Here is a 23,766-nt window from a genome sequence, read left to right as displayed (position 1 = left end):
CGAATAGCTAAGCAAAAACTCAATTGTTTCTTTTTTTGGCTTCAAAGCTTTCACTTTTAAAGAATCATTTTTTTTCATAGGCGAAAAATGTTTTCTTTAAAACGTGAAATAGTTAAATTTATTATCTTGTAAGAATAATATTATTTTCTTCCATTATTTTTCTAAGATTAATCAGCGCATATCTTACTCTTCCCAACGTTGTATTGATGCTCATATCTGTATGATCTGCAATCTCTTTGAAGCTTAATCCGTCAAAAAATCTTAATTTAATGACTTCCTGCTGATTTTGAGGTAAGAACTGAAGCATTTTCAGAAGATCTTCCTGAATCTGATTGGTTACCAACTGATCTTCAATATTTTCCGAAGGTTCTCTTAATAAGTCAAAAATAGAATATTCATCAGTTTCAAAAGTAGTTTCAGAAACTTTAATATTTTTAGATTTTGCTCTGAAATGATCAATAATAAGGTTATGAGCGATTCTTTTTGCCCAAAGAATAAATTTTCCTTCTTCGTTATAGCGCCCTTCTTTCAGCATAACAATGATTTTCATAAAAGTATCCTGAAATACATCATTTGCTAAGTCTTCATCATTAATTTTGTAAAAAATGAATGTAAAAAGTTCTCTCTGATGACGATGAATGAGCGTAGATAATGCTCCTTCGTCTCCTTCCTGGTAAAGGGAAATTAGTAAACTATCCGATTTTGATTTCATAACTCTTCTCAATAATAAAAAATTTGTAGACAAGCATATATCCAGATAATTAATCTGGCTTTAACTATAAATACAAAACAGTTTTTTAGAGTAAAGTCCAATCAATAGGCGGTACAATTTTATATGTTGTAAATATAATAATTTTTTAATAACTGTTAACCTATTATTAATTTTTTATCAAAAAAATTTAAAAATAATCACTTAAACATATCATGAATAAAGACAGTTGGGATATTTAGTGTAAAATTAATATTTAACCCCTCCATTTTTTTGCCGTTTAATCCAGCATTTCCCATAGCAAATGCATATCCGCCTGTAAGATCTAAAATCCCGAAAAGAGAAACCCCGATTTTCGGAGCCACATATTTATTGGTTCCTTCTACACCTGCAAGGAAATAATAGGAGTGATAGAAGTCCACATTTTTTTCAAAATTTAACAAAACATCTGCCTGCAACTTTGGCATTATTGCAAACTGGGAATTGGCAGACCCCATTAAAGCAGAACCACCCAAACGATAGATAACATCATCATTTTTCAAAAACAACAATCTTCCTCCTATTTCTCCAAAACTTTGATTTTGGTAGACATATCCTACATTAATCATTTTGTGTATAGTATATTGTGCTTTTGCAAATAGGCTTAGGAAAAATACCGAAAGAACGGTAATCGCAGTTCTCACATTCATCATCTTTAAATCTTTTATTGTGTAAAATTAAAAAAAACTGCCTTACCCGAAGATAAAGCAGCCTGTATTATTATTTAAAAACAAAATTAAATCCCAAAAGAAGCTCTAATTTCGTCTACTTTGTCTAATTTCTCCCAGGTAAAGAATTCTAAATCTTTAAGAGTCAATTCATTTTTCTGTCCTTTGTTGAACGTTTTATCAGCTACATAGCTCTCTCTTCCCATATGTCCGTAAGAGGCAGTATCCTGATAAATAGGATTTCTTAATTTTAAATTCTGCTCAATGGCATAAGGTCTCAAATCAAAGATAGTAGACACTTTTTTAGCAATATCCCCATCGTGAAGATCTACTTTTGCAGTTCCATAGGTATTGATGTATAAACCACAAGGTTCAGCAACACCGATTGCATAAGAAACCTGTACTAAAACTTCATCTGCAACACCTGCAGCTACTAAATTTTTAGCAATGTGTCTTGTTGCATAAGCCGCACTTCTGTCCACTTTTGAAGGGTCTTTTCCTGAAAAAGCACCACCACCGTGAGCTCCTTTCCCTCCGTATGTATCAACGATGATTTTTCGTCCTGTAAGACCTGTATCTCCGTGAGGACCACCGATTACAAATTTACCGGTCGGGTTAATATGGTATTTGATCTGATCATTGAATAATACTTTAATTTCTTCCGGTTGCTGAGCAATCACTCTTGGAATTAAAATATTTTTGATGTCTTCACGAATCTTGTTCAACATTTCTTCTTCTGAACCAAAATCATCATGTTGGGTAGAAACTACGATAGAATCAATTCTGATAGGTTTGTGATCATCAGAATATTCAATAGTTACCTGGCTTTTTGCATCCGGACGAAGATACCTGATTTCAGCATCTTCTCTTCTGATTGCAGAAAGTTCTTTAAGAATAGTATGTGCCAAATCTAACGCTAAAGGCATATAGTTTGCCGTTTCGTTCGTAGCATATCCAAACATCATTCCCTGATCTCCTGCTCCTTGCGCATTTGCTCTAGCTTCAAAAGACTCTTCTACCACAGCTCTGTCAACCCCTTGATTGATATCCGGAGATTGTTCGTGAATTGCAGAAATAACTCCACAAGAATCACCATTGAACATATATTCTCCTTTTGTATATCCAATTCCGTTGATAACTTCCCTGGCAATCGTCTGAACATCAAGATAAGCATCTGACTTCACTTCACCTGCAAGTACAACCTGTCCTGTTGTAACAAGAGTTTCGCAAGCTACTTTCGAATTTTTATCGTATGCTAAGAAATGATCGATTAATGCATCGGAAATCTGATCGGCAATTTTATCCGGATGTCCTTCTGAAACGGATTCAGATGTAAATAAATAAGACATATTCTTCTATAATGTATTTAGATTAAAAAATCGAAGAAAAATATATTGCCCGGAAAGCCTAAAAAAGAATACTGTTTTAGCATTTTTTTATAGAGGTTGCAATCAGGTCAAATTTCTCCTCGTGTATAAACGTTGGCAAATTTAAGCACTATTTTTTTAATACTCAAACCTTTTGTTTACTAATTATAATTTTCTTGAAATTAATGATTTATCTCAGTTTTGCAAAAAGAAACTATTGAGGTTTTATGCTTACAAATTCTTTAGGACTTTCGTTATAATTAAGCTTTTTATCCAAAGATGTTTTGATGGAATGTGATAATTCATCAATAATTTTCTGCTTGAATGTCGGCTTATAATAAATAATGCTTATCTCTCTGTAAGGAAATGGCTTTTTGAATCTGAAAACATTATTTTTCTGCTCTTCTGACAGTTGACTTAAGGCCAATTCCGGCAAAATACTGATTCCGCCAACTTTATCTACCATATGTACCAACGTCTGAATATTGGAAGCCAAGAAATCTAAATTCTTCGGTTTTAGCGTGTTTTCCTTAAGATGGCAAATGTTCTCAAATTGATTTCTAAGGCAGTTACCTTCTTCAAGTAGCCAAACCTTCTCAACATTCAACTCTTCAGGAACTACATAGGAATTCTTTTTATTAGCTTCCGTATTGGAGCTATAAATCATGAGTTCTTCATTGAACAGGAAATCCTGATAAAATTCGTCTGCAGAATCATATGGAGTTGAGATAATTCCCGCATCCAACTCTCCGGCCTTCAAAGCTTTAATAATATTATCTGTGGTCATTTCCTTCACATTCATCTGGATTTTCGGATTCTCTTCCAGAAACGTGAAAATCTCCGTAGGTAAAATAAAGGAAGAAACGGTAGGAATGATTCCTAAATTAATAGTTCCTCCTAAAATATTATTTAAAAGATTCGCTTTATTCTTTAATTCATTGACAGACTCTATAATTACCTTTGCCTGATCGATGATCTGAAGTCCCACATCTGTAGTACGAATAGGATGAGTAGTCCTGTCAAACACCTTAACATCCAGTTCATCCTCAAATTTTTGTATCATTGCACTTAAGGTAGGTTGTGTAATGAAGCATGCTTGAGCTGCTTTACCAAAATGTTTATACTTATCTACAGCGATAAGATACTCCAATTGCTGAATGTTCATTGTGATTAATATTATCTATTACAAAGATATGATGTTTTTGCTATTAGCAATAAAAATTGAAGTAATTTTGATATTTACTACCTTTACATCTTTAAAATACAATAAGAAATTTCTCACTCTAAAGATAGATTTATGGATTCTAAAAAGATAACATTAAGCAACGGTTCCCCATATTTTGAACATCAGGATTCACAAACAGTAGGTCCCAGAGGCCCCGTATTACTGCAAGATTTCATTCTTCAGGAAAACCTTGCTCACTTTGTAAGAGAGAGAATTCCCGAAAGAATTGTTCACGCCAAAGGAAGCGGTGCCTATGGAAAATTTACCGTCACCCATGATATTAGCCAATATACCAAAGCAAAATTGTTTTCTGCAGTTGGGAATTCATGCAAAATGTTTGCCCGGTTTTCTACGGTAGGAGGTGAAAAGGGCAGCGCAGATACCGCAAGAGACCCAAGAGGTTTTGCCTTAAAGTTTTATACAGAAGACGGAAATTGGGATTTAGTAGGCAACAACACTCCAGTTTTCTTTATTAAAGATGCTAAAAAATTCCCGGACTTCATCCATACTCAAAAAAGAGTTCCGAAAACCAATTTAAAAAGCGCCACCATGATGTGGGATTTTTGGAGTCTGAATCCTGAATCTCTTCATCAGGTTCTTATTTTAATGTCTGACAGAGGAACGCCTTACGGATACAGACATATGCATGGCTTCGGTTCTCATACCTATTCAATGATTAATGATAAAAATGAACGCGTATGGGTAAAATTTCATTTAAAAACCAAACAGGGAATTAAAAATTTCTCCAATGATGAAGCTGTAAGTATGGCAGGGAAAAATCCTGATTTTGCTCAGGAAGATCTTTGTAATGCTATTGAAAACGGTGAGTTTCCAAAATGGACAATGTATATACAGGTGATGACAGAAGAAGAGGCAAGAGATTTCAGATGGAATCCTTTTGATATCACTAAAGTATGGTTTCAAAAAGATTTCCCTTTAATTGAAGTTGGAGAAATGGAACTGAATGAAATTCCTGCCAATTACTTCGCTCACGTGGAACAGTCTACTTTTTCTCCCGGCAATTTGATTAACGGAATCAGTTTTTCTCCGGATAAAATGCTTCAGGGCAGACTTTTCTCTTATCCGGATGCTCACAGATACAGAGTGGGTGTAAATGCTCACCAACTGGAAGTAAACCGATGTCCTTTTGCTGTTAATAATTATCAACGTGACGGCTTCATGGCAGATTCCAGTCATTATCAGGACAAACCTAATTATTTCCCGAACAGTTTTGATGACATTAAACCAGATCCGTCTTATAAAAGTTTCGAATATGAACTTGACAGTGCTCATGTTGCAAGTTACAACAGAAACGAAAATGATGATGACCATTACACCCAACCAGGATTATTATATTCAAAGGCAATGTCCGCACAAGACAGAGAAAATCTGGTGAACAACATAGTAGCGAGTATGAAGGAAATAAACGGACCTAAGAAAGACGAGATCATCAACCGACAATTATGTCATTTTTTCAGAGCCAATATTGAACTGGGTATGAAAGTTGCTTCTCAATTGAGTGTAAACATTGATGCAAATATGATGAATCATTCCAAATAAACAACAAATAAGAACTTTACATTAAAAATAAATCAACATAAAAGGAAAAAAAGTGAATATTTTTTCTTTTTATGTGGAAAAAAATTATAATTTGCGGAAGATAATATTACAAGGCTAAAATGAACTACGAAAACATATTATTACAAACAGAAGAAAGAATATCAATCATTACCATAAACAGGCCTGAAAGTTTAAATGCATTAAATGTAAAGACCATTCAGGAAATCAGCACAGCGTTGGATGAATTAAATTCTGAAGCGACCTGCAGAGCAATTATTATTACCGGAAGTGGAGAAAAATCGTTTGTTGCAGGTGCTGATATTAAAGAATTTAGCGATTTCGGACAGGAAAAAGCAGAAGAACTGGCAAGAAACGGACAAAATTCACTGTTCAATAAAATTGAAAACCTATCTAAACCGGTAATCGCAGCTGTTAATGGTTTTGCTTTAGGTGGCGGTTTAGAACTGGCAATGGCTTGTCATATAAGATATGCTTCCGAAAATGCAAAATTAGGTCTTCCGGAAGTTACTTTAGGTCTAATTCCCGGATACGGAGGAACCCAGAGACTTCCAAAATTGGTAGGAAAAGGATTGGCGAATGAAATTATTTTCTCTGCTAAAATGATTCCCGCACAAAAAGCTAAAGAAATAGGACTTGTGAATGAAGTTTTCCCTATTGAAGAGCTTTTAACAAAAACTAAAGAACTGGCAAAAACGATTGCTAATAATTCACCAATGGCGATTTCAAAAGCAATACAGGCTGTGAATTTATCTTACACAGACAAAGGCTTTGAAACTGAGATCAAATCATTTGGAGAGCTTTTTGAAATGGAAGATAAAAAAGAAGGAGTTGCTGCTTTTCTTGAAAAAAGGAAACCCAGCTTTTAATAATATTTAAAATTATTTCGAAAAATATATAATGCTGTTGTATGAATAAGTTTGATAAAGCTTATCTAAAAATGGCTCAGGAATGGGCAAAGCTTTCTTACTGTAAGAGAAAACAGGTAGGAGCTCTGATTGTAAAAGACAGAATGATTATTTCTGACGGATACAACGGCACTCCTTCCGGGTTTGAGAACTGCTGTGAAAATGAGGAAGGAAAAACGCATTGGTATGTACTGCATGCTGAAGCGAATGCCATACTGAAGCTTGCGGCCTCTACACAATCAGCAAAGGGAGCAACATTATATTTAACTCTTTCACCCTGTAAAGAATGCAGTAAACTGATTTTACAGGCGGGGATTACGAGATTAGTATATATTAATGAATATTCTGACGATGACGGAATATCATTTTTAAAAAATCATAATATAGAGATAGAACAGATATCAGATGTTGAATTAAAAAAATAAAACACAAATGACTTGGCAGGAAAAAATTAAAGATTTTGAAATTTTTCTTCGGTTCGAAAGAAATTTTTCAGAAAATACTCTCGACGCCTATATACGGGACATCAAAAAATTAAAAGAATATAGTGAGGAAAGTCTTGACAATATTGGTCCGGATGTTATCAGTTACGAACACATTCAGCAATATATTTTTTTACTTTCAAAACAAAAATTCAGTGAAAGGTCTCAAGCGAGATGGATATCTTCCATAAAGGCTTTTTTCAAATATTTAGTAGAAGACGAAATAAGAGAGGACAATCCGGCAACATTGCTCGAAGGCCCTAAATTGGGGCTATATCTTCCGGATACATTAAGCCTTCCCGATATCAACAAAATCATTAATGCCATAGAAGTTTCAACCGATCTGGGAAAAAGAAACCAGTGTATCATTGAGGTTCTGTATGGTTGTGGATTAAGGGTTTCCGAACTAATCGAACTGAAGATTTCCAATATCAACTTTAACGAGAAATTCATTAAAGTAACAGGAAAAGGAGACAAAACCAGGCTTGTTCCTTTGGCAGACTATACAGCTGAATTATTAAAGAATTACATTCAGGATGTACGTTCTAAAAACAAGATCAATAAAAAGCATGAAGATTGCCTTTTCTTAAACAGCAGAGGAACTTCCATGTCAAGAGTTATCGTGTTTCTGATTATAAAAGAATTAACGGATAAAGCAGGGGTTAACAAAAAGATTTCTCCTCACACCTTCCGCCACTCTTTCGCCACCCATCTTTTGCAAAATGGAGCAGATTTGCGTTACATTCAGGAAATGCTTGGTCATTCAAGCATTACCACCACAGAAATTTATACTCACTTAAAAACGGAAGAACTTCGCGATGTTATACTAAATTATCATCCTAGAAACATCAATATTACACAATGAAATTATTGAAATACTGCCCCAGCTGCGGCAAAGAATCCTTACAATGGAATAATGAAAAGAAATGGAGCTGCCCCGAATGCGGTTTTACATTATACAATAACGTAGCCGGAGCAGTAGCAGTTGTGATAAGATGTGGTGATGAAATTTATCTTACAAGACGAAACAGAGATCCTAAAAAAGGAAAGTTAGATTTAGCGGGAGGATTTGTAGACCCTAAAGAAAGCGCCGAAGAAACGTGCAAAAGAGAGCTTTTTGAGGAACTGAAATTAAAGGTTGATATTTCAAATTTAAAATATCTTACAAGCCTTCCTAATGTATATCAGTATAAAGAGATTGATTACAATACGATTGATCTTTTTTATGAATATCGTGTTTCAGAAAAGTTTGAAGTGAATCTGGAATTATCCGAAATCTCGGAAGCAGTTTGGATTCCTCTGAAAGAGCTTGATCTCCAAGAAATCGCCTTCGATTCTCAGAAGATCTTCTTTGAAAAATATTTACAATCTAAATAAAAAAAAATCGCAGAATGATCTGCGATTTTTTTTGTTTATTAATAAGAATTAGTTTTAATCATTTCCTCAAAATATTTCACCAGCAATGCTCTTTCTGCATCCGATAAGTTAGCCTCTTTGTGATAAACCATATATCCCGGCAAAGGCATGGCTTTAGTTTGAATTGTTTGGATAGATTTATCAAGCATACTTTTTTTCAGATCGGTATTATAAGTTCCCCACACAGAAAAATTAAGATGTTCCCTCCCTTCGTTAACATGGCTTTTAATTGACCAGGAAATAGGTGCAAAATAAGCGTATTTAGGATAGATCGTTTCATTGGAATGACAGTCATAACATGCCGACTTAATAAGGGTCCTGATTTTAGGCGGTGTTTTTTTGACATCCACAAAATTAACTGAACTTTTAACGGCAACATTCGTTTTATCAACCGGGATAAACTGAATAATAATAAGCCCGACAAGCACCCAAAATAATATTTTCTTTACAGTCGCCATACTCTCTTAACTTTTATTTAACTGGTGTTAAAACGCCCCTATCAGATTTAATAGGTTTAGTAGTAGTTGGCACTGTTGTACTATTAGTTCTGTTAAGGTCCTGAGTTTTAGTCTCCACTGTTGGCGATACATTTTTATTTGTAGGAGCCGTAGGAGTTTTAGGGCTATCCAACGTTCTTGTATCTTTTAAATCCCAATCTTCATTGGAATCCCATAATGGTCGTACTATAGCCTGTTTATAATATATATAAGCATCTTCAGCAAAAATATCCTTTTCCAAATCTGCCTCGTCCCAAAACTTATTTCCGTTATTATCAACGAGAATCCTTACAATATACTCTCCCGGCTTTAAGATATCAAACTTCACATAATCTCCTTTTGTATATTTTTGATACAATACTTTATCAGAGGAATCAAGCAATTGGATCCAATAATTGGCGGTCGGAGCATTGGTAAGCATGAATGCCAAGCTTCCGTAGTTTTCAACCTTATCTGCTTCAAAATCGAGACGGTAAGGATCTCCTATTTTATCATAGAATGAAGAAATGGTTTTACTTGGAATCGTAAGCTGATATTTTTTTCCAGCTTCGAAATTGGAGGTTACCAATACCTGATAAGGATTAGTTTCAGATATTCTGGCTGTAAATTCCTGGGTTACCGTACTATCCTTTTTCAATATCCACTTCTCAGGTTCTATTGAATTGATCATATAATTTGAAACAATGGTAAGGTCGGATTTAGGTGGTAAAAGAGCATTTCCGTTAGAAATGGTCATTTTATTCTTCGGATTATACTTATAGAACAATGAAGTTGTTAAAGCACTGTCTTTTATTCCCGCATCATACTTGAACTTTAAATTCTCAGTTACTGTCTGTCCAACATCGCTTTTCACGGCATCAAACCATATTTTTACAGAATCTGATTTTGGAGTATGAGTAATTTTTATATCCTTAAGTTTATCACTCAGAGGATTTACTTTTACATTTTCAGGATGTCCTTCAAAAGTCATGGTGATTCCTCCCGGCATCTCTTTCATTTCAACATACTTCAGTGGCTTTTTAGAAGGATAGATCTTAAGATTCAGGCCTGATATCGATTTTTCAAAATTGATCGGATCCTTCTGAAAACCTATTTTCTCTTTACCCGGGTCATATACTGAGTTCCCGTTCTCATCTTCAAAAGCTACAATTTTATATTTACCCGGTGACAGATAATTAAGTTCATAATATCCGTCATCATCCACTTTACTAATATAATAAGGCTTTTGTCTGTAATTCATGGTATCTTTTACCTGAAAAAGGCCGACAACCATTTTGTTTTCCCCAGTGCTTTTTTTAGTTGAAAGAGCATCTTTTATCTCCCCGCTGATGTATAAATCATCTATTTTATCTCCGGTAGAAAAAGCAAAATTGAAATATTTTAAAATATTACCCTCATTATTATCTGCTATTGCATTTCCGAAATTAAAATTATACGTGGTATTCGCCTGTAAAGTGTCCGTCCATTGAATCAAAAGAAATTTATTCGCAATACTGGAAGGAATAATTTTTTTAATATTTTTGATAGGTGGGGAAATACTCAGGTTTTTATTAATGTCCTTTAAAGTAATATATTCGTCAAAATCGATTCTGAGCTCCTTAATATCTCTGGGAACGTTAATTCTTGTGGTATCAATATTGGAGCTAAGAAACTTCGGTGCCAAAGAATCTTTTGGTCCACCAATAGGAGAACCCAATCTTGCACATGAATGCAAAAGAAAAGCAGCAACGAATAATAAAAAAAATCTTTTCATGAATACGTTTGAACAAAAGTAAACATTATTCTCCAAAAACTTCATTTCCTCCGTTCAAAGAATCTTTATTATCGTTCATCACCGTATGTAATTTCGCTTTTTGCTGTGGAAAATCTTCAAATAAGCCGGATAAAGCCAATGCTGTATAGACTCTTCCCGAATACTTATTACCAATAGCGACAATCGTGACTTTAGATTTCAGTAAATGAGCAAAAACCGAATTGGAACCATGCCACCATCCGTTGTGATAAGTCAGTTTTTCTCCGTTATCAAAAATCTTCATTCTAAAGCCCAAACCATAATTATTCATTCCGAACTTTTCATTGCTGTAAGGTTCAAAAACCATCTTCATCAATTCAGGTTTTAAAAAATCCTTTGAAAACATTGCTTTTGAAAAATTGAAAAGATCTCTCGGCGTAGTATATACATTTTTATCTCCATAGATAAGATCTAACCGATCTAAAGGATATAATTTATTCCCTCCAAAATAAAACGACTGAGAAGCTGTCGGAATATCCTTTTCCTGGAAAATATAAGTATTCTTCATTTTCAGCGGAGCAAAGACCATTTCTTCCATAGCCTTCGGAAAAGGCGTCTTTGTAACTTTTTCAATCAATAAGGCTAATAAAGCAAAATTGGTATTACAGTACATAAATCCGGTATCGGTATCTCTTGCCAGCTCAGGTTTGTATTTAATAATCATATTCAATACATCCTGATTCGTTATAAATGTCTTGGATAATTCTGCCGGTTCCGGTTTTATCTTTGTGATAAAATATTCATATTTCGGGAGGCCGCTTCTTTGATCTAATAACGTTTGAACAGTAACATTCGGGTAAGGAAATCCCGGAAAAAACTGTGACAGGTGATCCGATAATTTTATTTTTCCTGCTTCTATAAGCTTCATCATCGCCATTGCCGTCATGGTTTTTGAAACCGAAGCAACATGCAAAGGCGTATTTTTGCCAATAGGCATCTGATTTCCTTCCCTTCCGAAGCCTCTGTAGTTTTCGTAGAGTATCTCATCTCCTTTCGCCACCAAAATTCCTCCACTTAAATTTCCTTTTTCCCAAACCTTTTGATAATATTCATCAATATATTGCGTGATTGTATTTTTGTCAGAAAGTATTCTGTCGTCATCGGTAAAAACAGTATTTAAATCTACTTTTCCATAGTTTGGTAAACTGGAAGTGTAAACAGGTTCAGACTGTTTTTCTTCTTTCTTTTTACAGGAGATAACACCAAAAAATAAGGCGGAAATAAGTACAAAACTAAGCTTCTTCATGAATTTCTAAAATGAGCGGCAATTTAATAAAACCCTAAGAAAATATTAAATATGAGTCATATATTAAGACTTATTTAACATTATCAAGGCATAATTATAAAAACGAAGCTACAATTTTATCCACGATTACCTGTGCCAGTTTTTCTTTACTTTGATGCGTCCATCCGGCAATATGAGGGGTCACAATTGCTTTTTCCGAATGCAATAAATATTGTAATGTTTCATTTTCAGATTCTATATTCTCAAAAGAAGATTTCTCATACTCCAATACATCAAGACAGGCTCCTTTCACCTTTCCTGACTCAATCGCATCAACTAAACTTTTAGTTTCTACATTTTTCCCCCTTGCTGTATTCACAAAATAAAAATTATTCTTCATTTCAGCGATGAATGCCGAGTCAACAAGATAATGTGTTTCAGCAGTCAGAGGAATATGGAGACTTAAAACTTCGGCTTTTTCTTTTAATTCTTCCAAAGAAACCTGGGTTGCATATTCATCAGAAAGATCAGGAAGGATATCATAAAAAATCACTTTACATCCGAAACCGGAAAGTCGTTTTGCTGTTGCCTTTCCCATATTTCCATAACCGATTAAGCCCACCGTTTTACCAAGAAGCTCATCTCCCCTGTTTTCTTCACGAAGCCAGATCCCGTTTTTCACTTCCTGAGAAGCAATAAAAAGACGATTCATTAAAATCAGAAGCATTCCGACAACATGTTCTGCCACAGAATCTCTGTTTCCTTCAGGAGAATTAATCAGCTGTATGCCCAATTTTTCAGCTACGGGAATATCAATATTTTCCATTCCTGCTCCTACTCTTGCAATGAATTTCAGATTTTTTGCCTTTTCTAGAAAGTTCTTATCCAAAGGAATCCTGCTTCTTATAATCACCCCGTCATAGTTTTCAATTTTACTGCAAACCTCATCATAAGAAGACGTAAAATCTTCTTCCAGGATACAATTTTTAGCCAAAAGCTGTTCAGTAATAAGCGGGTGATTTTTATCAAGGAGTAAAATTCTCATAGAAGGCATAATTCTTTATATTTGTTGTTGCAAAGGTAAGTTTCAGAGATCGAGAAACCTCTTTTGTGAGATAGAATTTTTCAATTTTTTCATCTTATGAAGTTACATAAGTTTATTTTCGGACTTTCCATATTGTTATTGGCAGGCTACAGTGTTTTTTTAGCTGTTAAGTTTCCCTCTATTAAGGAAATTATTCCCGTTCACTATTCTTCCGGAGGAGCAGATGGTTTCGGAAGTAAAATGTTTTTGTGGCTGGAAGTCGGTATTAATGCAATTCTATTATTTTTTATAGGATTAATTATCGCATATCCGCAAAAGGCATTTGGAAAGGAAAGCGATTTTCTGGAAACCTCCAGAGAAAAAGCAATAAAAAACCGACAAATATTTTTGTCGGTGCTATCTGTAATAATTACATTAATTTTTTGTGGCCTCTCTTTAAAAGAGATTATTTAAGCTTCCTGAAAAAGTTTCTTTAATTCTATAGATTCCGAAGGTTTCATTCTTCCGGAAAGAATCAGTGATAATTCTTTTCTTCTTAATGCTGCTGCAAAACGGTCTTTTTCAAGTTCTGTTTCAGGCTCCATTTCCGGAATCGGAATCGGTCTGTTAAATTCATCTACTGCCACGAAGGTATAGATCCCAGAGTTGGTATGTATTTTTTTCTGATTGATCGGATCATCCAGCCAAACATCCACATAAATTTCCATTGATGTGGAAAAAGCTCTTGAAACTTTAGATTCCATCACAACAATCCCTCCTTCAGGAATAGGATAATCAAACGATACGTGATTTACAGATGCCGTCACCACTCTTCTTTCACAATGTCGGGTTGCGGAAATTGATGCACATCGGTCCATTCTTGCCAGCAATTCTCCACCAAAAAGATTTCTCAGCTGATTGGTATCATTGGGAAGTACAATATTCGTCATCACCGTCAAAGATTCTGACGCTTTTTTTATTTTTGCCATTTCGATTTAAATTTTGGAGCTGTGGATCTAACCGGTTTCGCAACAGCTGGTTTTATAATAGAATCTTTTCTTAAAGAATCTTTTTTCAAAGTATCTGAAACTTTCATGGTTGCAGAATCTACTTTTACAGGAACTATTTTTTCTATTCTCTTTGTTTTAGTCTGCACAGAAACACTGTCAAAAGACTTTTTCCCGAAAATAAGCTCTTGTTGAGAATACCCCAGATAAGCAATCCCTAATACAGGAACTACCACAAGGAATGTCCAAAGAATAGATTTATTGAATGTATAATCTTTTTTAGACTCTACAGATTTCTCTTTCTTTTCAGAATTTTTAATATCAGAAATTCTGATTTCTTCCAATCCGTAAAAATCAGGGCGATCATTTTCAAGACGGTTTCCACTGAAACTAATCTGATCATCGTGTATAAAAAGCTTTCCTAAATTCTGGATTTCCAACACCTGATCTGCCTGAAGTTTTTTCTTCCAAAAATCGGTCTGAATCTTCAAATCACTCTTAGAAGCTCCTAGTGACATTTGTTTTTGAGCAGCAATAAAAGCAGCTAATTCATCAGACTGGATTTCGTAATCCGGAGAAAAAGCAATCTGACTTGCAGGAGGCAGGATACTTCCATTATCTGAATTGATAATTGCTTTTGAATTTTCTAAAGAAAACACACCAAAGCCCGGAACCACGACGCTTCCAAACTGTTTCAAATATTCTAAAATGTATGCTGAAATATTCATTTGGTGGCAAATTTATAACTTTTCCCTGACTTCTTGAAGCATTTTTCATTATAAAAAAAGATTCTCAAAAAGCTTATTTTTCTGAATTTATTAATCAATTCTCACCATTATGCTTATTATATTTAGATTTTAATAGATAAAAAACATTTTAAACGCATCAAAAACAGCATCCTTTTGAATTTTCAGTTTTATGTTTTTCATAATTTTTAGCCATAAAATTGATTAAAAACAAAAAAAGACTGCCGAAGCAGTCTCAAAATCTAACTTTTACTTTTTACTATATAATATTTTAAATATAGCTGATTGATTAATGTGTTTTCCAGCTTACCCCCAACATGAAATTGGTTCCCGCCTGTGAAAAATAATAAGGATTTCCGTCCCAAACTGCGCCGTTATTTACGTATTTCTTATTGAAAATATTGTTTACCAAAAGCTTTAAGGCAACTTCATGATGAGCGATCGTAAATTGATATTGGGCATTAAAATCCGTTAAAAGATAATCTTTCAGTTGCAAGTTCTTATCTTCAGAATTATCAAGATATTGTTTTCCTACATATTGGTTCATCAACGCAAACTGGAAATTTTTTGTAGGACTGAATTTCAAACCTAAATTGGCAATAATGTCCGGAGAAAAGGAAATCTGTGTATTTCCAAGATTTTTCACCTCCGTTTCGTTTTCTGTTTTGAAATCTAAATTTCTGTTGTTACTGAAACTCACATTTCCTGTCAGCTCCCATTGTTTTGAAAGCTTCGCCAATGCGCCCAATTCAATTCCGCTTCTGTAGCTTCTCCCTGAATTGGTTCTGATAAAAGCCCCTACATTATTCAGCTCCCCATTCAATACCAGTTGATTCACATAATACATATAATACAGGTTGGCTGTAAACGATACAATTCCGAACTGTCTTTCAAAACCAGCCTCGAAATCATGAAGCTTCTCCGCCTTCACATCATTGTTAGCTAACAAATCATCCCTATTCGGTTCGCGGTGTGCATGGGCATAGGAAACAAAAATCTTCCCATTTTCTATTTTATAATTAGCCCCCACTTTTGGATTAAAAAATAGCCAGTTTTTATCCAGATTAGCTCCTTCATCATCTCCCGCCGTGATTATTTTAGTATCATAATCTACATTTCTAAGCTGAAGGTCTCCGAAGAATTCAAAATCGTTAACTCTTACCAAAGCTTTTGCAAAACCTGAAACTTCATTTTTCACAGAACGACCTCTGTAATATTCGTGCTCATCAATCTGAGGAAGAAAAACCCCGGTCACATTTCCATAATGCCTTCCATAATACTGATTTGCCACTGCTCCGAAGTTTACATCAATACTTCCCAGTTTTCCGTATAGTGTGGAAACGATACCGTAAAAATCATTATTCAGCCATTTTTTTCTGATGAAATCAGAGTATTCTTCACCATTTACATCTGGCAAATTATATCTTGCAAAAGGATCGCCCTGTTTGTAATTTTCATAATACCCCTTTCCTTTCGTATAATGCAAAGTTGTTTCTAAATTCCACTTATCATTAAACTTTTGTTCCCAAAGCAATTGGTAGTGGTTTTGCCTGTAATTATCGGTTTCATTATCATAAAACCCAATAATGTTTTCCCATCCAGAATCATAAATGGCTCCCGATGGATTAAATTTCGGATTCGTCTCCCAGGTTTCTCTGTCAATTCCGTTCCAGGCCTGATACGTTTTTTCTTTCCCTCCGAAAGCCATTAAACGGATTCTTGTTTTTCCTTCTTCATATAATGCCGTCAAATTGTAAGAATCCAGCTTCGAAAAAGCCCTGTCAATATAGCCATCAGAATTGATATGCGTATAACGTCCCATTACCGAAAGACGGTTTCCCCAGAATTTCCCGGAGCCGATTTCTGCAGAATACTTATAGGTATTGAATGAACCGTAACTATCGTCTGTTTTAAAGTAAAACTTTTCTTCGGGATCTCTTGAAATCACATTAATACTTGCGCCAAACGCCGCAGATCCATTATTCGATGTTCCTACCCCTCTCTGAATTAAAATCTGAGATGCGGAACTCGTCAGATCCGGAACATTCACAAAAAAAGTCCCCTGACTTTCAGAATCATTATACGGAACACCATTCATCATCACGTTGATTGCCGTTCCCGAAACTCCACGAATTCTAAAACCTGTGTAACCCACTCCATTTCCTGCATCTGAGGTAGAAATGATAGAGGTTTGATTTTTAAGTAAAATAGGTAAATCCTGTCCAAGATTTTTACTGTCCAAATCTTTCTGAACATTAATAATTTCCTTCGCAACCGGAAGTCTTTTGGTAAAATTAACAGCTTCAATTTCCTTTATTTTCAAGGAATCGGTATTTTGCGCCTGCAAAAAAGCGAAAGAGCCTACACTAAGCCCTAAAAAAAATAATCCTTTCATTCTATAAATTTTTAAAATTTAATGAATAAAAGGGGATTGATAAGATATTATACAGTTTCAGCTCTGAAGCCGAATTCCCTAAACAGCATTACCCGTTCTAGGTTCGTTGGGTATAATCTCAGCCTGTTACAGCACCCCTTTATTTCGACTGCAAAATTAGGATTTTTTCTGCTTACAGCTAGACAATTTTAATATTTTTTGTTTCTGACGTCTACATAATAATAGTTTTTACCATCTTTTGAAACCTCAAACATTCCTCCAAGTTTCCAGCTATAATTCAATTTAATATCTTCATATTCAAAAGGAATAATGGTTTTATTATCTTTATTGATCACACCGAATTTATTGTTGGCCACAGCCACGATCATAGGATTTTCTAAATCATTGCCTTCCAAAACGTACAACATCTCATATTGAGGGGGAATCTGGAATTTAAAGGTGACTTTAGAATTTTTATAAAGATGATTATCTCCAAGCCCGAAAAGATATTTATCCTTATAAACGCCGTATTTTTGTTTTATATAGGTATTTTTACATTTTCCTAAATCCGAATCTTTATAACGATAAACTTTTTTCCCATAAACATCAATCCTGTAAGAAATCTGATCTTTCTCTACCGTTGCATATTCATTGCTTCCATATTTCCTTACACTTTCATTCGGAGAATTAAGCAGATTACAATCTTCCGCAAAAAACATGGCAATATAAAATTCCGCAGGAATGATCATTTGCCCTTTTTGATTGACATAACCTACCTTACCATTTTCCCTTTTGGGGATAAGCAAGGGAACATCTCCGTATAGCGATATCAAATCAGGGCGATTAGGATTTACTCTGGCAAACTGTGTGGTTCCGGGAAATTGTGTTTCACTTTTTGAAGCTACCCGGCTGGACTGCGAAAGAAGTACACTAAACAGAAATACTGCAAAGAGTCGATAAATATTTTTCATGGTATGTTTTTGTGATACTAAAATACGCATATTTTTAACATTTTGAAAAAGATTGTAATACTCAAATACTTTGAAGATCAAAATATAATAGATTATTTAAAAATCATATTTATAAAGAATCTAAATAAATTAATTCTCATAAAATTTTAAAAATTCGTAATTTTGGGAACATTTTTTAGCGTTTGATAATATAAAAACATTATAAAGAAATAATTTCTGACATAAGTTTACAAAAACAATATTCTTAGAGTATGTTTTTCATCAAATATTATACCCAAACTCTTAAAAAATAACACAGATTATATTCAGTGATCTTCTAAAGTCGCTCAGAACTAAGATATGAAACTCTGTTATAATCTACCTAAAGATTGAAAAGACTTCTATTATTATGAATATGTATCAGGATTACATCCAAGAAATTGCAGAAAGAAAAAACCAGGGGCTACATCCAAAGCCAATTGACAGTGCAGAATTATTAAGCGAAATCATCGCACAAATTAAAGATACAGCTAATGAATACAGGGCTGACTCTCTTAATTTTTTCATTTACAACACTTTACCAGGAACAACAAGTGCTGCAGGTGTAAAAGCTCAGTTTTTAAAAGAAATCATTCTTGGCGAATCTGTAGTAGAAGAAATTTCTCCCGCTTTTGCTTTCGAATTATTATCCCACATGAAAGGAGGGAAATCCATCGAAGTATTGTTGGATTTAGCTTTAGGCAATGATACTGCTATCGCTCAGGAAGCTGCAAAAGTTCTTAAAACTCAGGTTTTCCTTTATGATGCGGATACCAACCGATTGAAGGAAGCTTATGAAAGCGGTAATGAAATTGCAAAAGAAATCCTTGAAAGCTATGCAAAAGCGGAATTCTTCACTAAACTTCCTGAAGTTGCTGAAGAAATCAAAGTGGTAACTTTCATCGCTGGTGAAGGTGATATTTCTACCGACCTGCTTTCTCCTGGTAATCAGGCACACTCAAGATCCGACCGTGAACTGCACGGAAAATGTATGATTACTCCTCAAGCTCAGGAAGAAATCAAAGCTTTACAGGCCCAGCATCCTGATGCAAGTGTAATGCTGATCGCAGAAAAAGGAACAATGGGTGTTGGTTCTTCCCGTATGTCCGGAGTAAACAATGTTGCTCTTTGGACGGGGAAACAGGCAAGTCCTTACGTACCATTCGTAAACATAGCTCCGATCGTTGGAGGAACAAACGGAATCTCTCCTATTTTCTTAACAACAGTTGATGTAACCGGAGGTATAGGAATCGACCTTCAGAACTGGGTTAAAAAATATGACGAGAACGGAGAATTAGTGAGAAATGAAAAAGGAGAACCTGTTTTGGAAGAAGCTTATTCTGTAGCGACAGGAACCGTTCTTACCATTAATACAAAAACTAAAAAATTATACAACGGAGATAAAGAGCTGAAAGATATTTCAAAATCATTTACTCCTCAAAAATTAGAATTTATCAAAGCAGGAGGTTCTTATGCCATCGTTTTTGGTAAAAAAATCCAAACGTTTGCTGCAAAAACTTTAGGAATTATCCCTCCAACGGTTTTTGCTCCTTCTAAAGAAATCTCTATTGAAGGACAAGGTCTTACTGCCGTTGAAAAAATCTTCAACAGAAATGCAGTAGGAGTTACACCAGGAAAAGTTTTACACGCAGGTTCTGACGTTCGCGTTGAAGTAAATATTGTTGGATCCCAGGACACAACGGGTTTAATGACCGCTCAGGAATTGGAATCTATGGCTGCAACGGTGATTTCTCCAATCGTAGACGGAGCTTATCAGTCAGGATGCCACACCGCTTCAGTTTGGGATAAAAAAGCACAGACGAATATTCCTAAATTAATGAAATTCATGAACGATTTCGGGGTAATCACAGCTCGTGACCCGAAAGGTGAATACCACGCCATGACAGACGTTATTCACAAAGTTCTTAACGATATTACGGTTGACGAATGGGCAATCATTATCGGAGGTGACTCTCACACGAGAATGTCTAAGGGTGTTGCTTTCGGAGCTGACTCCGGAACGGTAGCTCTAGCTTTGGCAACAGGTGAAGCTTCAATGCCGATTCCTGAATCTGTGAAAGTGACTTTCAAAGGAGAAATGAAGGAACATATGGATTTCCGTGATGTGGTTCATGCAACTCAGGCTCAGATGCTGAAGCAATTTGACGGAGAAAATGTGTTCCAGGGAAGAATTATCGAAGTTCATATCGGAACACTTCCGGCTGACCAGGCGTTTACATTCACAGACTGGACTGCAGAAATGAAAGCTAAAGCTTCTATCTGTATCTCTCAGGATAATACCTTGATTGAATCTTTAGAGATTGCGAAAAGCAGAATCCAGATCATGATTGACAAAGGTATGGATAATCACAATCAGGTTCTTAAAGGATTAATTGAAAAAGCAGATAAAAGAATTGCTGAAATCAGAAGTGGTGAAAAACCAGCTTTAACTCCTGATGCCAATGCTAAATATTATGCAGAAGTAGTTGTTGATCTTGATGCCATCGTAGAACCGATGATCGCTGACCCGGATGTAAACAACGAAGATGTTTCTAAAAGATATACGCACGACACTATCAGAGATCTTACCTACTACGGGGGTGAGAAAAAAGTTGACCTTGGTTTCGTAGGCTCTTGCATGGTTCACAAAGGGGATTTAAAAATCGTTTCTCAGATGTTGAGAAATCTTGAAAAACAAAATGGTAAAGTAGAATTCCAGGCTCCATTGGTGGTAGCTGCTCCTACTTATAACATTATTGATGAATTAAAGGCTGAAGGCGACTGGGAATTACTGGAAAAATATTCAGGTTTTGAGTTCAACGATGCTGCTCCAAAAGTAGAAGCCCGTACTCAGTATGAAAACATGATGTACCTTGAGCGCCCGGGATGTAACCTTTGTATGGGTAACCAGGAAAAAGCTGAAAAAGGAGATACCGTTTTAGCGACTTCTACCCGCCTATTCCAGGGAAGAGTGGTTGAAGACTCTGAACGTAAAAAAGGAGAATCTTTATTGGCTTCGACTCCGGTAGTTGTTTTATCAGCTGTAATGGGAAGAATTCCAAGCATCGACGAGTACAAAACAGCTGTTGAAGGAATCGATTTGACAACTTTTGTTCCTCCTATCAAAGAATTGGTAGCAGTTGGTCATTAATATGAGCACATAATAGTCGAAAGACTATTTTTTATAATAATTAAATGGGAGATTTCTTTTTGAAGTCTCCCATTTTTGTTTAGAACCGTTCTATTTAAGATAAATAACAATTATTTTATCCTACATCAATGTTAAAAAATCATTTTTTCCTTAAATTCATAGTCATAAAATATTTTAATCATTTATCCTATTTATCCTTTATATAAAGCGTAGGAATAGATTTTGATATATAGCATTAAGTAAAAATTCCGCCTAAACCACGGAAAACCTATAAAAAAGAATAAAAAAATTAGATATGACTTTTGATATTGATATGATCAAAAAAGTGTACGAGCGTTATCCTGAGAGAATTGCTGCTGCAAGACAGATCGTGGGAAAACCCCTTACTCTTTCAGAAAAAATCCTTTACACTCACCTTTGGGAGGGAAATGCAACACAAGAATATGAAAGAGGAAACTCTTATGTAGACTTTGCACCGGACAGAGTTGCCATGCAGGATGCCACTGCGCAAATGGCTCTTTTACAATTCATGCAGGCCGGAAAAGCTAAGGTTGCTGTTCCTTCAACTGCTCATGCCGACCACCTGATTCAGGCGAAGGTAGGAGCTGATAAAGATCTGCAGGAAGGAATCAATAAAAACTCGGAGGTTTTCAACTTTTTGAGTTCTGTATGTGATAAATACGGAATCGGTTTCTGGAAACCGGGAGCCGGGATTATTCACCAGGTAGTACTAGAGAATTATGCTTTTCCGGGAGGGATGATGATCGGTACAGACTCTCATACGGTAAATGCAGGTGGACTTGGAATGGTAGCAATTGGTGTAGGTGGAGCTGATGCAGTAGATGTGATGGCAGGAATGGCTTGGGAGCTTAAAATGCCAAAATTGATCGGGGTAAAATTAACCGGTAAAATGAACGGATGGACTTCTGCAAAAGACGTTATCCTAAAAGTAGCAGGAATTCTTACCGTAAAAGGAGGAACAGGATGCATCGTAGAATATTTCGGAGAAGGAGCAAAATCTCTTTCAGCAACAGGTAAAGGTACCATCTGCAACATGGGTGCTGAAATCGGGGCTACAACTTCTACTTTTGGATATGATGACTCTATGAGAAGATATTTGGCAGCTACAGGAAGACAGGATGTAGTAGATGCTGCTGATAAAATTGCTGAACACTTAACGGGTGATCCTGAAGTATACGCAAATCCTGAACAATATTTTGATCAATTAATCGAAATCAACCTTTCTGAATTGGCGCCTCACTTAAACGGGCCTTTCACTCCGGATTTGGCAACGCCTGTTTCTGAATTCAGAGCTAAAGCGGAAGCAAACGGATGGCCTCTGGAAGTAGAATGGGCATTAATCGGTTCTTGTACTAACTCTTCTTATGAAGATTTATCAAGAGCAGCTTCTATCGTTGAAGATGCCGTAGCTAAAGGGGTGAAGCCAAAAGCTATTCTAGGGATTAACCCTGGTTCTGAGCAGGTAAAATTCACAGCAGAAAGAGACGGATTCTTAAATTCTTTCAGAAAATTTGAAAATGCAAGAATCTTTACCAATGCTTGCGGACCTTGTATCGGACAATGGGATAGAGAAGGTGCTGAAAAAGGAGAGAAAAACTCCATTATCCACTCTTTCAACAGAAACTTTGCGAAAAGAGCAGACGGTAATCCAAATACTCATGCATTCGTAGCTTCACCGGAAATGGTAGCTGCTGTTGCAATTTCAGGAAGATTAGACTTCAACCCGATTACAGATACATTAACTAATGAAGCAGGTGAACAGATCAAATTAGACGAGCCTAAAGGGTTTGAACTACCGGAAAAAGGATTCGCTGTAGATGACAATGGATATCAGGCTCCATCTGAAGACGGTTCAAACGTTGTGGTAAATGTAAGTCCTACTTCAGACAGACTACAGTTACTGGAAGAATTCCCGGCTTGGGATGGTAAAAACATTACCGGAGCAAAAGTCTTAATCAAAGCTTTCGGAAAATGTACAACTGACCACATTTCTATGGCTGGACCTTGGTTGAAATACAGAGGTCACCTTGATAACATTTCAAACAATATGTTGATCGGGGCTGTCAATGCTTACAATATGGAAACCAACAAAGTTAAAAATGAGCTAACCGGTGAATATGGCGAAGTTCCTGCTGTACAGAGAGCTTACAAAGCTGCCGGAGTTCCTACGATCGTTGTTGGAGATCAAAACTATGGGGAAGGCTCTTCAAGAGAGCACGCTGCAATGGAACCAAGACATCTTGGTGTAAAAGCAGTTCTGGTAAAATCATTTGCGAGAATCCACGAAACGAACCTTAAAAAACAAGGAATGTTGGGAATTACTTTCGCCAATGAAACTGATTATGATAAAATCCTGGAGGATGATACCGTAAACTTCTTAGATCTTGATCAGTTTGCTCCAGGAAGGCAATTGACATTAGAATTCATTCACAAAGACGGAACTAAGGATATCATTATGGCTAATCATACTTATAATGATCAGCAAATTGACTGGTTTAAAGCGGGATCAGCTTTAAATCTGATTAAACAACAAGAGAAAAATTAATTG

General features: G+C 35.6%; 20 protein-coding genes. 8 read left to right on the top strand and 12 right to left on the bottom strand.

Features of this window, described 5'->3' with window-relative positions; all coding sequences use genetic code 11:
• Positions 1 to 121 precede the first annotated feature (121 nt).
• The 4 genes from CLV73_RS15640 to CLV73_RS15625 form a co-directional block, all read right to left on the bottom strand.
• Positions 122 to 712 (bottom strand): RNA polymerase sigma factor, encoded by a 591-nt coding sequence (locus CLV73_RS15640; RefSeq protein ID WP_100377788.1) that lies wholly within the window; start codon positions 710 to 712, stop codon positions 122 to 124.
• 197 nt (positions 713 to 909) lie between these two features.
• Positions 910 to 1,401 carry a hypothetical protein gene (locus CLV73_RS15635; RefSeq protein WP_100377787.1) on the bottom strand — a complete coding sequence of 164 codons (492 nt, stop codon included), beginning with the start codon at positions 1,399 to 1,401 and terminating at the stop codon, positions 910 to 912.
• 83 nt (positions 1,402 to 1,484) lie between these two features.
• The gene (gene metK, locus CLV73_RS15630) at positions 1,485 to 2,765 is read right to left on the bottom strand and encodes a methionine adenosyltransferase (RefSeq protein WP_100377786.1); all 1,281 of its coding nucleotides are present in this window, start codon (positions 2,763 to 2,765) and stop codon (positions 1,485 to 1,487) included.
• A 232-nt stretch (positions 2,766 to 2,997) separates the two neighbouring features.
• Positions 2,998 to 3,948, bottom strand: coding sequence for a LysR substrate-binding domain-containing protein (locus tag CLV73_RS15625; protein WP_100377785.1), 951 nt, complete (start codon positions 3,946 to 3,948; stop codon positions 2,998 to 3,000).
• Between the two features lie 132 nt (positions 3,949 to 4,080).
• On the opposite strand from CLV73_RS15625, the gene CLV73_RS15620 reads away from it, so the two are divergent.
• From CLV73_RS15620 to CLV73_RS15600, 5 genes are all read left to right on the top strand, one after another.
• Positions 4,081 to 5,568 (top strand): catalase, encoded by a 1,488-nt coding sequence (locus tag CLV73_RS15620; RefSeq protein WP_100377784.1) that lies wholly within the window; start codon positions 4,081 to 4,083, stop codon positions 5,566 to 5,568.
• A gap of 119 nt (positions 5,569 to 5,687) precedes the next feature.
• Entirely contained in the window at positions 5,688 to 6,455 is a 768-nt protein-coding gene (locus tag CLV73_RS15615) for an enoyl-CoA hydratase/isomerase family protein (RefSeq protein WP_100377783.1), read from the top strand.
• 41 nt (positions 6,456 to 6,496) lie between these two features.
• Positions 6,497 to 6,919, top strand: coding sequence for a deoxycytidylate deaminase (locus tag CLV73_RS15610; RefSeq protein ID WP_100377782.1), 423 nt, complete (start codon positions 6,497 to 6,499; stop codon positions 6,917 to 6,919).
• Positions 6,920 to 6,926: 7 nt separating this feature from the next.
• Entirely contained in the window at positions 6,927 to 7,841 is a 915-nt protein-coding gene (gene xerD / locus CLV73_RS15605; RefSeq protein WP_100377781.1) for a site-specific tyrosine recombinase XerD, read from the top strand.
• Entirely contained in the window at positions 7,838 to 8,353 is a 516-nt protein-coding gene (locus tag CLV73_RS15600; protein WP_100377780.1) for an NUDIX hydrolase, read from the top strand. Before xerD ends, CLV73_RS15600 begins: the two co-directional genes overlap by 4 nt.
• 38 nt (positions 8,354 to 8,391) lie before the next feature.
• Here CLV73_RS15600 and CLV73_RS15595 read toward each other — a convergent pair whose 3' ends face one another.
• The 4 genes from CLV73_RS15595 to CLV73_RS15580 all read right to left on the bottom strand — a co-directional run bounded on the left by CLV73_RS15595 (position 8,392) and on the right by CLV73_RS15580 (position 12,951).
• Positions 8,392 to 8,850 carry a heme-binding domain-containing protein gene (locus CLV73_RS15595; protein ID WP_100377779.1) on the bottom strand — a complete coding sequence of 153 codons (459 nt, stop codon included), beginning with the start codon at positions 8,848 to 8,850 and terminating at the stop codon, positions 8,392 to 8,394.
• Positions 8,851 to 8,863: 13 nt separating this feature from the next.
• Positions 8,864 to 10,642: an Ig-like domain-containing protein gene (locus tag CLV73_RS15590; RefSeq protein ID WP_100377893.1), complete on the bottom strand. Its 1,779-nt coding sequence runs from the start codon at positions 10,640 to 10,642 to the stop codon at positions 8,864 to 8,866.
• Positions 10,643 to 10,667: 25 nt separating this feature from the next.
• Positions 10,668 to 11,927, bottom strand: coding sequence for a serine hydrolase domain-containing protein (locus CLV73_RS15585; RefSeq protein WP_100377778.1), 1,260 nt, complete (start codon positions 11,925 to 11,927; stop codon positions 10,668 to 10,670).
• A gap of 94 nt (positions 11,928 to 12,021) precedes the next feature.
• Positions 12,022 to 12,951, bottom strand: a complete 930-nt coding sequence (locus CLV73_RS15580) for a 2-hydroxyacid dehydrogenase (RefSeq protein WP_100377892.1) — start codon at positions 12,949 to 12,951, stop codon at positions 12,022 to 12,024.
• A gap of 96 nt (positions 12,952 to 13,047) precedes the next feature.
• Here CLV73_RS15580 and CLV73_RS15575 point away from each other — a divergent pair, with 96 nt between their 5' ends.
• Complete coding sequence (locus CLV73_RS15575; protein WP_100377777.1) at positions 13,048 to 13,404, top strand: SdpI family protein; 357 nt, start codon at positions 13,048 to 13,050, stop codon at positions 13,402 to 13,404.
• Here the strand turns inward: CLV73_RS15575 and CLV73_RS15570 are convergent.
• The 4 genes from CLV73_RS15570 to CLV73_RS15555 form a co-directional block, all read right to left on the bottom strand.
• The gene (locus CLV73_RS15570; protein ID WP_100377776.1) at positions 13,401 to 13,919 is read right to left on the bottom strand and encodes an acyl-CoA thioesterase; all 519 of its coding nucleotides are present in this window, start codon (positions 13,917 to 13,919) and stop codon (positions 13,401 to 13,403) included. The genes CLV73_RS15575 and CLV73_RS15570 overlap by 4 nt on opposite strands.
• A complete protein-coding gene (locus CLV73_RS15565) occupies positions 13,907 to 14,665 on the bottom strand; it encodes an HU domain-containing protein (protein WP_100377775.1) in 759 nt (252 codons plus the stop codon). The genes CLV73_RS15570 and CLV73_RS15565 overlap by 13 nt, the downstream gene beginning before the upstream one ends.
• Before the next feature lie 307 nt (positions 14,666 to 14,972).
• Positions 14,973 to 17,078 (bottom strand): TonB-dependent receptor, encoded by a 2,106-nt coding sequence (locus CLV73_RS15560; RefSeq protein WP_100377774.1) that lies wholly within the window; start codon positions 17,076 to 17,078, stop codon positions 14,973 to 14,975.
• 188 nt (positions 17,079 to 17,266) lie between these two features.
• Positions 17,267 to 18,058 (bottom strand): WG repeat-containing protein, encoded by a 792-nt coding sequence (locus CLV73_RS15555; protein WP_100377773.1) that lies wholly within the window; start codon positions 18,056 to 18,058, stop codon positions 17,267 to 17,269.
• Between the two features lie 358 nt (positions 18,059 to 18,416).
• On the opposite strand from CLV73_RS15555, the gene CLV73_RS15550 reads away from it, so the two are divergent.
• On the top strand, positions 18,417 to 21,197 hold the full coding sequence (locus CLV73_RS15550) for a bifunctional aconitate hydratase 2/2-methylisocitrate dehydratase (protein ID WP_100377772.1): 2,781 nt from the start codon (positions 18,417 to 18,419) through the stop codon (positions 21,195 to 21,197).
• Between the two features lie 295 nt (positions 21,198 to 21,492).
• Entirely contained in the window at positions 21,493 to 23,763 is a 2,271-nt protein-coding gene (locus CLV73_RS15545) for an aconitate hydratase (RefSeq protein ID WP_100377771.1), read from the top strand.
• Positions 23,764 to 23,766: the final 3 nt, after the last annotated feature.

Source organism: Chryseobacterium geocarposphaerae (assembly GCF_002797535.1).
In the GTDB taxonomy this organism is placed as follows: domain Bacteria; phylum Bacteroidota; class Bacteroidia; order Flavobacteriales; family Weeksellaceae; genus Chryseobacterium; species Chryseobacterium geocarposphaerae.
The sequence above is the reverse complement of the archived record's forward strand: the minus strand, read 5'-3'. Positions and strand labels throughout refer to the sequence as shown.

What these genes read in the sequence shown, in the direction of transcription:
- CLV73_RS15640 (WP_100377788.1), bottom strand. Translation starts at nt 712, where the DNA reads ATGAAATCAAAATCGGATAGTTTACTAATTTCCCTTTACCAGGAAGGA.
- CLV73_RS15635 (WP_100377787.1), bottom strand. Translation starts at nt 1,401, where the DNA reads ATGATGAATGTGAGAACTGCGATTACCGTTCTTTCGGTATTTTTCCTA.
- metK (WP_100377786.1), bottom strand. Translation starts at nt 2,765, where the DNA reads ATGTCTTATTTATTTACATCTGAATCCGTTTCAGAAGGACATCCGGAT.
- CLV73_RS15625 (WP_100377785.1), bottom strand. Translation starts at nt 3,948, where the DNA reads ATGAACATTCAGCAATTGGAGTATCTTATCGCTGTAGATAAGTATAAA.
- CLV73_RS15620 (WP_100377784.1), top strand. Translation starts at nt 4,081, where the DNA reads ATGGATTCTAAAAAGATAACATTAAGCAACGGTTCCCCATATTTTGAA.
- CLV73_RS15615 (WP_100377783.1), top strand. Translation starts at nt 5,688, where the DNA reads ATGAACTACGAAAACATATTATTACAAACAGAAGAAAGAATATCAATC.
- CLV73_RS15610 (WP_100377782.1), top strand. Translation starts at nt 6,497, where the DNA reads ATGAATAAGTTTGATAAAGCTTATCTAAAAATGGCTCAGGAATGGGCA.
- xerD (WP_100377781.1), top strand. Translation starts at nt 6,927, where the DNA reads ATGACTTGGCAGGAAAAAATTAAAGATTTTGAAATTTTTCTTCGGTTC.
- CLV73_RS15600 (WP_100377780.1), top strand. Translation starts at nt 7,838, where the DNA reads ATGAAATTATTGAAATACTGCCCCAGCTGCGGCAAAGAATCCTTACAA.
- CLV73_RS15595 (WP_100377779.1), bottom strand. Translation starts at nt 8,850, where the DNA reads ATGGCGACTGTAAAGAAAATATTATTTTGGGTGCTTGTCGGGCTTATT.
- CLV73_RS15590 (WP_100377893.1), bottom strand. Translation starts at nt 10,642, where the DNA reads ATGAAAAGATTTTTTTTATTATTCGTTGCTGCTTTTCTTTTGCATTCA.
- CLV73_RS15585 (WP_100377778.1), bottom strand. Translation starts at nt 11,927, where the DNA reads ATGAAGAAGCTTAGTTTTGTACTTATTTCCGCCTTATTTTTTGGTGTT.
- CLV73_RS15580 (WP_100377892.1), bottom strand. Translation starts at nt 12,951, where the DNA reads ATGAGAATTTTACTCCTTGATAAAAATCACCCGCTTATTACTGAACAG.
- CLV73_RS15575 (WP_100377777.1), top strand. Translation starts at nt 13,048, where the DNA reads ATGAAGTTACATAAGTTTATTTTCGGACTTTCCATATTGTTATTGGCA.
- CLV73_RS15570 (WP_100377776.1), bottom strand. Translation starts at nt 13,919, where the DNA reads ATGGCAAAAATAAAAAAAGCGTCAGAATCTTTGACGGTGATGACGAAT.
- CLV73_RS15565 (WP_100377775.1), bottom strand. Translation starts at nt 14,665, where the DNA reads ATGAATATTTCAGCATACATTTTAGAATATTTGAAACAGTTTGGAAGC.
- CLV73_RS15560 (WP_100377774.1), bottom strand. Translation starts at nt 17,078, where the DNA reads ATGAAAGGATTATTTTTTTTAGGGCTTAGTGTAGGCTCTTTCGCTTTT.
- CLV73_RS15555 (WP_100377773.1), bottom strand. Translation starts at nt 18,058, where the DNA reads ATGCGTATTTTAGTATCACAAAAACATACCATGAAAAATATTTATCGA.
- CLV73_RS15550 (WP_100377772.1), top strand. Translation starts at nt 18,417, where the DNA reads ATGAATATGTATCAGGATTACATCCAAGAAATTGCAGAAAGAAAAAAC.
- CLV73_RS15545 (WP_100377771.1), top strand. Translation starts at nt 21,493, where the DNA reads ATGACTTTTGATATTGATATGATCAAAAAAGTGTACGAGCGTTATCCT.